This window comes from Serratia sp. (in: enterobacteria), assembly GCF_046715635.1.
Classification (GTDB): Bacteria; Pseudomonadota; Gammaproteobacteria; order Enterobacterales; family Enterobacteriaceae; genus Chania.
Genome location: NZ_JBKJYW010000174.1, coordinates 1 through 9,093, shown reverse-complemented (window position 1 = coordinate 9,093; position 9,093 = coordinate 1). Strand labels below are relative to the sequence as shown.

The 9,093-nt window shown below is 55.3% G+C and carries 6 protein-coding genes; 2 read left to right on the top strand and 4 right to left on the bottom strand.

Annotated features, from left to right (window positions below):
* On the bottom strand, positions 1–3,861 hold a 3,861-nt coding region (hrpA, locus tag ACLQ7H_RS08655), incomplete at its 3' end, for an ATP-dependent RNA helicase HrpA (RefSeq protein WP_411752312.1).
* A 313-nt stretch (positions 3,862–4,174) separates the two neighbouring features.
* On the opposite strand from hrpA, the gene azoR reads away from it, so the two are divergent.
* A complete protein-coding gene (azoR, locus tag ACLQ7H_RS08650) occupies positions 4,175–4,780 on the top strand; it encodes an FMN-dependent NADH-azoreductase (RefSeq protein ID WP_411752311.1) in 606 nt (201 codons plus the stop codon).
* A 124-nt stretch (positions 4,781–4,904) separates the two neighbouring features.
* Here the strand turns inward: azoR and ACLQ7H_RS08645 are convergent, their stop codons facing one another.
* The 3 genes from ACLQ7H_RS08645 to ACLQ7H_RS08635 are packed head-to-tail and all read right to left on the bottom strand — an operon-like array spanning position 4,905 to position 8,043.
* Positions 4,905–5,228, bottom strand: coding sequence for a YdbL family protein (locus ACLQ7H_RS08645; protein ID WP_411752310.1), 324 nt, complete (start codon positions 5,226–5,228; stop codon positions 4,905–4,907).
* 8 nt (positions 5,229–5,236) lie between these two features.
* Positions 5,237–5,434 (bottom strand): YnbE family lipoprotein, encoded by a 198-nt coding sequence (locus ACLQ7H_RS08640; RefSeq protein WP_024486548.1) that lies wholly within the window; start codon positions 5,432–5,434, stop codon positions 5,237–5,239.
* Entirely contained in the window at positions 5,431–8,043 is a 2,613-nt protein-coding gene (locus ACLQ7H_RS08635) for a YdbH family protein (protein ID WP_411752309.1), read from the bottom strand. Before ACLQ7H_RS08635 ends, ACLQ7H_RS08640 begins: the two co-directional genes overlap by 4 nt.
* Positions 8,044–8,310: 267 nt before the next feature.
* On the opposite strand from ACLQ7H_RS08635, the gene ACLQ7H_RS08630 reads away from it, so the two are divergent.
* Positions 8,311–9,093: 2-hydroxyacid dehydrogenase (locus ACLQ7H_RS08630; RefSeq protein WP_411752308.1), on the top strand; the 783-nt coding region annotated here is incomplete at its 3' end.

Genomic DNA, 9,093 nt, shown 5'->3' with positions numbered 1-9,093 from the left:
CAAGATACGCTTGTCCGAAATCGGATAAGGCGTGCCCAACTGCTGCGCGAACAGGCTGACGCGCAGCTCCTCGATCATCCAGCGTACCGCCTTCACCTCTTCATCCTGCTGGCGTTTTGGCGGCAGCTTGTTCAGCCACTGCTGCCAAGCCTGTTGGACCTGCTCCACCCGGATCATCTGCGCGCGATCGCGATGCGGATCGATCGCCAGCTTCTCCAGGCGGCGCTCAATCGCTTGCAGATAACGCAAGGTGTCCGGCAGGCGGCTCCAACCGTTATTGGTGACAAAGCCACGGTAAACCAGGCCGTTAAGCTGGGCATTGATATCGGACAGCGCCAGCGCCAACGAGATATCAACGCGCCCTTTCAGGCGTTTGTTGATGTTGAAGACCGTCGTCAGGATCTGCTCCACCTGCTTGGCAACGCCCACCACGGTTTCGTTCAGCTCGGCCCGCACCAACTCTTGCAGCCGGGCAAAGTTCTCTTCCGCCCACACCGGCCCTCCGTGTTCGGCAATCAGCTTGTCGATACCGCAGGAGATACAGTCGTCGATCAGATCCAGCACCTTGCCATAAGGGTTGAAATACAGCCCAAGCTTGGCCTTGTTCGGCAACTTCTCATGCAGATATTTGATCGGCGAAGGGATATTCAACAACAGTAAGCGGCGCGTACCTTGCCACATGGCTTGCTGCTGCTCTTGCTCGCTATCAAACAGGCGGATGGCTACGCTATCTTTTTCGTCCACCAGCGCCGGGTAGGCTTTGACCGAATAGCCACCACGCTTCTGCTCATAAAACTCAGGCAGTTTGCCAAAGCTCCAGATATGCAGATTGCTCTGCTCCAGGCCATCATCAGCCACGGCCGATAGCGTCTCTTGCACCTTGTCTTTAAGCTGGAGCCTCAGCGCGGCCAGATCTTTGCCTTCACGCAGGGTTTTATGTTTCTCGCCCACGACGCGGAAGGTCATTTTCAGATGATCGGGTACCTGATCCCACTGCCAATCTTCACGTGACACTGTCACGCCAGTCATGCGGCGTAACTCGCGTTCCAGCGAATCCAGCAGCGGCATTTCCAACGGCGTTGCCCGGCCAAGGAAAGCTTCAGCGTAGTTCGGTGCAGGCACAAAATTGCGGCGCATCGGCTTAGGCAACGATTTGATCAGCGCGATCACCAGTTCACGGCGGATACCGGGGATCTGCCACTCAAAACCGGCCTCTTCTACCTGATTGAGTATCGGCAATGGAATGTGCACGGTCACGCCATCGGCGTCGGTACCCGGTTCAAACTGGTAAGTCAGGCGCAGTTTGAGGTTGCCCTGATACCAATAGTTCGGATAATCCAGCGCGCTGACCTTGTTGGCTCCGTCCTTGATCAACATCTCTTTTTCGAAGTTGAGCAGCTCAGGGTTTTGCTTACCGGCGGTTTTCCACCACTGGTCAAAATGACGCCCAGACACCACATCGCTCGGAATACGCTGATCGTAGAAACTGAACAGCGTTTCGTCATCCACCAGAATGTCGCGGCGACGCGATTTGTGTTCCAGCTCTTCTACTTCGGCACGCAGCTTCAGGTTGGCAGCGAAGAACGGGTGCCGCGTCTGCCAGTCCCCCTCCACCAGCGCATGGCGGATAAACAGTTCACGGCACAACAGCGGATCGATGGTGCTGTAATTTACCGGGCGAGCCGCGACGATCGGCAAACCAAACAGCGTGACCTTTTCGCTGGCCATCACCGCGCCCTGGGATTTCGACCAGTGCGGTTCACTGTAATGATGTTTGACCAGGTGCTGAGCCATCGGCTCGATCCATTCTGGTTCGATACGCGCAGCGATACGGCCCCACAGGCGGCTGGTTTCCACCAGTTCTGCCACCATCGTCCATTTCGGTGGCTTCTTGAACAGCCCGGAGCCAGGGAAGATGGAGAAACGGGCGTTGCGCGCACCGGTAAATTCTTGCTTATCCGCATCCTTCTGGCCAATGTGCGAAAGCAGGCCGCTCAGCAACGCGGTATGCACGCTGCGGTAGTCCGAAGGCACGCTGTTGACCGGCAGGCCCAGCTCTTTCACCACCTGGCGCAGTTGGGTGTAGATATCCTGCCATTCACGCACCCGCAGATAGTTGAGGAAATCGTTGCGGCACAGGCGGCGGAACTGGCTGGAAGAGTTTTCCTTCTGCTGCTCCTTCAGGTAATCCCACAGGTTCACGAACGCCATAAAATCGGAGTCTTTGTCGGCGAAGCGGCGGTGTTTCTCATCGGAGGCCTGTTGCTTATCCATCGGTCGCTCACGCGGATCCTGGATCGACAACGCCGAGGTGATGATCATCATCTCACGCACGCTGCCACTCTTCTGGGCTTCCAACACCATCCGCGCCAAGCGAGGATCGATCGGCAACTGTGCCAACTGACGGCCCTGTGGTGTCAGCTGATAGTGGCCGTTTTCCGCGGTTTTGATCGCGCCCAACTCTTCCAGCAGGCGCACACCGTCCTGAATATTGCGGTTATCCGGCGCTTCGACAAACGGGAAGGCAGCAATATCCCCCAACCCCAGCGAAGTCATCTGCAAAATAACCGAGGCCAGGTTGGTCCGCAGAATTTCCGGATCGGTAAACGCCGGTCGCGATAGGAAATCCTGCTCCGAGAACAGGCGGATACAGATACCGTCAGAGACACGTCCACAGCGGCCCTTACGCTGGTTAGCCGAAGCTTGTGAAACCGGTTCGATCGGCAAACGTTGTACTTTAGTACGAAAGCTGTAACGGCTGATACGGGCCGTACCTGGATCGATAACGTACTTGATACCCGGCACGGTCAGCGAGGTTTCCGCCACGTTGGTCGCCAACACGATGCGGCGGCCGTGGTGCGACTGGAACATCCGATTCTGTTCACTGTTGGACAGGCGGGCATACAGCGGTAGCACCTCGGTATGCGGGAGATTGAGCTTGGTCAGTGCATCAGCGGTGTCACGGATTTCACGTTCACCGCTCATAAAGATCAGGATATCGCCTGGTCCTTCACGCCCCAGTTCGTCCACTGCGTCGAAGATGGCCTGAAGCTGATCGCGTTCAGTATCGTCGGCGTCGTCTACCACTGGGCGGTAACGTACCTCGACCGGATAGGTACGGCCAGAAACCTCAATGATCGGCGCATTGTTGAAGTGACGAGAAAAGCGCTGCGGATCGATGGTGGCCGAGGTGATGATCACCTTCAGATCCGGGCGTTTTGGCAGCAGTTCCCGCAGATAACCCAGGATGAAATCGATGTTCAGGCTGCGTTCGTGCGCTTCATCAATGATCAGGGTGTCGTACTGCATCAGCAAGCGATCCTGCTGGATTTCAGCCAGCAAGATCCCGTCGGTCATCAGTTTGACCAGGGTATTTTCACCCACCTGATCGTTGAAGCGCACCTTGTAACCTACGCTGCCACCCAGCGGTGTTTCCAGCTCATCGGCAATGCGGTTGGCAACGGTGCGTGCAGCCAGACGGCGCGGTTGTGTGTGGCCAATCAGGCCTTTGACGCCACGCCCTAACTCCAGGCAGATTTTCGGTAGCTGTGTGGTCTTCCCGGAGCCGGTTTCACCCGCCACGATCACCACTTGATGATCGCGGATGGCGGCGAGAATGTCCTGCTTCTTCTGGCTGACAGGCAGGCTTTCCGGGTAAGTAATTTTCGGGCATGAGGCTGCACGAGAGCGCACCTTCTGCAAGGCATGCTCGATATCTGCCGCTATTTCTGCGGCAACCGCCTGTTGAGCTTCGGGGCTTTTGACTTTGCGCGCACCTTGCAACCGGCGTTGCAGGCGCTGCTGATCACGGAGCATCAAGTCACCCAGTTGGGATGACAATGCCGCGAGCGTAGATTTCACGTTCGGTGTTCCTTGTTTCTTCGCGGCTACAGGTTAACGTCAGGGACTAGGGTTTGATGTTATAGCTGACGTGTAGGTGCCAATAACTGCGTTTATTAAATTAGGTTTATCGATTTTTGACTTAGCGCAACAGGATACCACAATGGCATTTCTCTCCATAATCCATCCGTTTAGCGTGGATTTTCTTGTTCAATAAAATCGAACGTAGATCTCGAAATATTCCGCTATCCCTGTTGAAACAATATGAATAGAGTGTACCTCATGCAACGGGCGACCGGCCCTGATGTCACAGTCAACACGAAAGGAATTATCGATGAGCAAAGTCTTGGTTCTAAAATCCAGCATCCTGGCAACTTATTCTCAGTCTAACCAATTGGCTGATTTCTTCGTTGAGCAGTGGGCCAATGCTCACAGCAGCGATACCATCACCGTGCGTGACCTGGCTGCACAGCCGATCCCGGTACTGGATGGTGAACTGGTTGGTGCGCTGCGCCCTTCAGATGCTCCGTTGACCCCGCGTCAGCAAGAAGCGCTGGCTCTGTCAGACGAACTGATTGCCGAGCTGCAAGCCAACGACACTATCGTTATCGCCGCACCGATGTACAACTTCAACATCCCAACCCAGTTGAAGAATTATTTTGACCTGATTGCCCGTGCTGGCGTCACCTTCCGCTACACCGAGAACGGCCCGGAAGGCTTGGTTAAAAACAAACGCGCCATCATTCTGACCAGCCGTGGCGGCATCCATAAAGGCACTCCAACCGACCTGGTAGAACCTTACCTGCGTCTGTTCCTGGGCTTTATCGGTATTACCGAGGTTGAGTTTGTGTTTGCCGAAGGGATTGCCTACGGTCCAGACGTAGCGACCAAGGCCCAGGCCGATGCCAAAGCGTTACTGGCCGAAGTGATCGCCGCTTAAATAATAGCGATGCCAGGGCGCAGAGATTGCGCTCTGGGAAGTAAAACATACCTGCAAAATCCGTTTTACCCCCATAACAAGAAGTCGTTTAAATTCCTTTGCGCGCCTAAGGCGCGCGCTTTTTTTATTTCTGCAACCACTGGCCGTTAATGCCCCGGACAAACTCCCCCGCCGGTGCGCGAGTCACCAGTTTCTGGCCAGCCATCCGCGCGACTTCATCGATGGCGATATGATTACTGGCTGCCACATGTTGATATTTCTCGGCACGTCCGGCATTGATTTTTTTCACCAACGCCTGAGTCTCCGCGTCCTGCTTCACCGGAGCGATATAGCCACTGAGCGTTTCGCCCACCCGCCCCTGCTGCTTGGCTTCATCCAACGTCAACGCCTGAGCCATCCCGCTGAATAACCAACCGGCGGCAATCAACCACAGATAATGTTTTTTCATGTTGGCTCCTAGAATAGACCGCTCTGGTCTTTCAGCAGGTTCTCAACGTCCTTATCCACTTTGATGTGGATCTCATGTTCAATTTTGACGTTCATATTGATGGTGATGGGATCTTTAGGCGTCGCCACCTCAATGCGCGGTACGCAACCGCTCAGCAAGGATGCACCCAACACGGCTGCCAGCAATGGCCCTGTCGCGTTCTTCATTGTTGTTCCTCGGGTTTAGAGAGCGCCTGCTCCAGCCACTCTTGTAAATTGTCGCCAAAGCGCAGGCTGCGCCACAGCTGAAACACGTTTTCCTGATGGCTATAGTTAAGGATAACCTCACGCTTGGCATTTTTCTGCGGATTTACTCCATCGATATGCGCTTTTAGCGTCAGTTCGCCCAGGTTATCGAGATCGACCCGCGCCTTTGAGCGGTTAATTTCCATGTAGCGCAACCAATCAATGGCGGCACCGGTGGCCAGGTTATTACTGCCAATGGCATCGGCCATATCTTTATCCAGCCGCAGCGTCATGAGCCCCGCATTGGCGATCCAACCGTTTTGCACCAGCCATTTGGGGTGGTTCAGGTAGAGCGGCAACTCGCCGTTGACGCGGCCAGACATGGCGAACTGCTTCGGCTTGAGCGCGGTAAACAGCGCGCTGAGGTCGATTTGATCCAGTTTAAGCACCGCTGCATCATGCTGTGGCATACGTAATGCTGAGAGGCTGATATGACCGTTCAGCATATCCACACCGATATTGCTCAACGTCAACGGATACACCTCGCTGTACGGATAGGTACCTTGCAGGTCGGCGGTAATATTCTGCATCTCAAACAGCGTCTTGATGGACTTGATTCGCAGCATGATCGGCCGTTTGGCCCCAAGCTGCCACAGGTGATTCTTAAACCGGTAGGGCAAGACAAAGTCCAGCCCGCTCAATTCGCCGTCTTGCAGCCACATGCCGCCGTTGCGCACCACCCAGTGGCCGCCTGCCTCGAACCCCTGTACCCGCGCTGCCGAAAACGCCGACTGGGCGTAGAACTCACCCGCACGCAGCTTGATATTCAGATCGGGTGAAATCAGCGGTTGGAATACCGTTAACGACTGCTTTGGCCACCAGCCTTCCCCACGCAGGCGCTCACCATCCCAGCGGCCACGCAAGGTAATTGGCCCAATCTGCTCGGCCTGCAACGCGCCTTGCCATTGGAAACTGTCTGGTCCCGCACCTTGCAACTGCAAATCCAGCACCGAAGCCGGCAAATAGCTGCCTGCACCAAAACTGGTTTTATCAGCCTTCAATTGCACGCCCCCGGTAAGGCTCGGTGCTTTGACATCCCGCTGCCACTGGATTGGCTGGCTGAGCGTCAGGCGCGGCGTCGCGACCGTGACCTTGCCGTATTTCAACCGATCAAAACCGGTGGAAAGACGATCTAGAGTGATGCTGGTGTCCTGCCAACGCCCACTGCCTGCGACATCCCAGGCGGCCTGTAGCGGGGGTAACTTGCCGTTACCCCAAGAGCGCCATTGCCACTGACCATGGTCTGGCCAGAAATCTTGTGCCTGGCCGTCCAGATGCAGCTTGAAGCGCCCCCAGTAGCTTTCGCTGGCGCTGATAATCGCCTGCAAACGGCCTGTGACCCCAAGAGCTGTGACTTTTACCCCAGCCAGCGGCAGGCGAGCCTCTTCCAGCTTCATGTCCGGTGCCGGGCTGCCCCAGGCGCGCAGTAAAGATCCCGGCTGTAGCACCAGCGTTGGGTTAAGGATCGAGCCGCTGATAATGCCGGGGATTGACGCCGTCAGCGAGAGATTGGCCAGGTTTGCCTGCCCGGTAAGCTGGAATCCCAGATCGCTGTTGGTCAGGCTCAGGCTACCCGGCCCCAACGTCAGCACCGCGTTGCCCTTGCCATTATGCCCAGCGGTGATTACGTTCAAACGTGCGGTAATTTGGGTTTCATCAAACCCCTTACTCCAGTCATGCAACGCCACATTCAAACCACCACTGAGCGGTTGCTCCAGGTAGGGCCAGCGCCATTCGCCTTTTTCTATGCTGATCTGCTTTGGCGTTAGCGACCAAGGGAACGTCGCCAGCGGTTGGTCGCTGCCCTTTTCCGTCAGGGTCAACACCCCCTGTTGCTGTTGCCAATGCAGATCCAGCAGCAAGGGTTTTTTCAGATAGGCGGTTTGTAGCTCACCTTGTAGCGCCCCCTGGGGTGGCAAGCTATCCATATCCAACGGTACCGTAACTTTGCCCGTCAGTTGTACAGGAGCCGTGCTGTTGGGCGGCGTAATGCTGAGCTTGCTTAGCGTCAGTTGCTGATGTTCATCCAGTTGCGCCTCGGCGGTGACATTTTTGCCTTGATAATGCAACTGTTGGCCCTTGCCCGTAGACGACAGCTGCAATTTACCTGCATAGGCTTGCCATGGGGTGAGCGTGAGAAGATTGATGTTCAGGTCAAACGGCGGCAGCATCGCTTGCAGTTGGTCTAGCGCTAGCGGCGCGCTGTCACCCTCGGCGGCGGGCAATTTTGACAGGCAGGCCGTATCCACATCGACCCGTTCGCCGTTCACACGCCAGGTGCCCATTTGGTAGGAAAGCTTCAACTCGCCGACGTTGGCTATGGCACAACCTTGGGCGCTGAACTTCAGCCCATCAAGATGCAAAGCCCCCTGCTGCCAGCGCAACGGTCCTTGTAAAACCAGTTGGCTACCCTGCGGTAACCAAGGTGTTATCGCACGCGGCAACCAACGCGGCAGAGTTTGCCACAGCGTGATGATCAACAGAATGATGCCCGCCACGATCGCTATGAATACTTTTAATCTTTTTGTCATTAAGCGCAGGTTTAGTTCCTGATAAACATCGATTAGCCAGGTTCAATGATGACACGGATCCCCTGGCAGGTGAAGGTGAACCCATCTCATCATTTATAGAGCAGGTTTCGCAATTTTGATATTTACCCGGTGAATATAGAAAATGGCTAATACACTGATTATCAGCATAAAACCCTAAAAGACCTGCGCCGCCACAGGGCGCTAAACCATTGTCGTATTTGGCAAAATATGTTAATTTGATCACATAATCACGCGGGAGAAACCACGATGAAAATGGCGATTTACAGCACCAAACAGTACGACCGTAAGTATCTTGAATTGGTAAATCAGCAGTTTGGTTATGAGCTGGAATTTTTCGATTTTCTGCTAAGTAAGAAAACCGCCAAAACGGCTATCGGCTGTAAGGCCGTATGCATCTTCGTCAATGACGACGGTAGCCGGGAAGTGCTGGAAGAGCTGGCCGCGCTCGGGGTCGAGATCCTCGCCCTGCGTTGTGCCGGGTTCAATAACGTCGATCTGGATGCGGCGAAAGAGCTGGGTATCAAAGTGGTACGCGTACCGGCCTATTCTCCTGAGGCCGTAGCCGAACACGCCGTGGGCATGATGATGTGCCTGAACCGCCGCATTCATCGTGCCTATCAACGCACCCGCGATGCCAACTTCTCACTGGAAGGGCTGATCGGCTTCAATATGCATAACCGCACCGCTGGGGTGATTGGCACCGGTAAAATCGGCGTGGCTACCATGCGTATCCTGAAAGGCTTTGGCATGAAGCTATTGGCCTACGACCCATACCCAAGCGCGCAGGCGTTAGAGCTGGGTGCCGAATACGTCGATCTTAAAACGCTGTATGCCCAGGCAGACGTGATCACCCTGCACTGTCCGTTAACGCCGGAAAACCATCACCTGCTGAACGCGGACGCGTTCTCCATGATGAAGGACGGCGTGATGGTGATTAACACCAGCCGCGGTGCCTTGATCGACTCCTCCGCCGCCATCGATGCCCTCAAACAGCAAAAGATTGGTGCGCTGGGGATGGACGTATACGAG

Coding starts and splice junctions, on each gene's coding strand:
- ACLQ7H_RS08645 (WP_411752310.1), bottom strand. CDS start 5,228: ATGAAAAAACATTATCTGTGGTTGATTGCCGCCGGTTGGTTATTCAGC.
- ACLQ7H_RS08635 (WP_411752309.1), bottom strand. CDS start 8,043: ATGACAAAAAGATTAAAAGTATTCATAGCGATCGTGGCGGGCATCATT.
- ACLQ7H_RS08640 (WP_024486548.1), bottom strand. CDS start 5,434: ATGAAGAACGCGACAGGGCCATTGCTGGCAGCCGTGTTGGGTGCATCC.
- azoR (WP_411752311.1), top strand. CDS start 4,175: ATGAGCAAAGTCTTGGTTCTAAAATCCAGCATCCTGGCAACTTATTCT.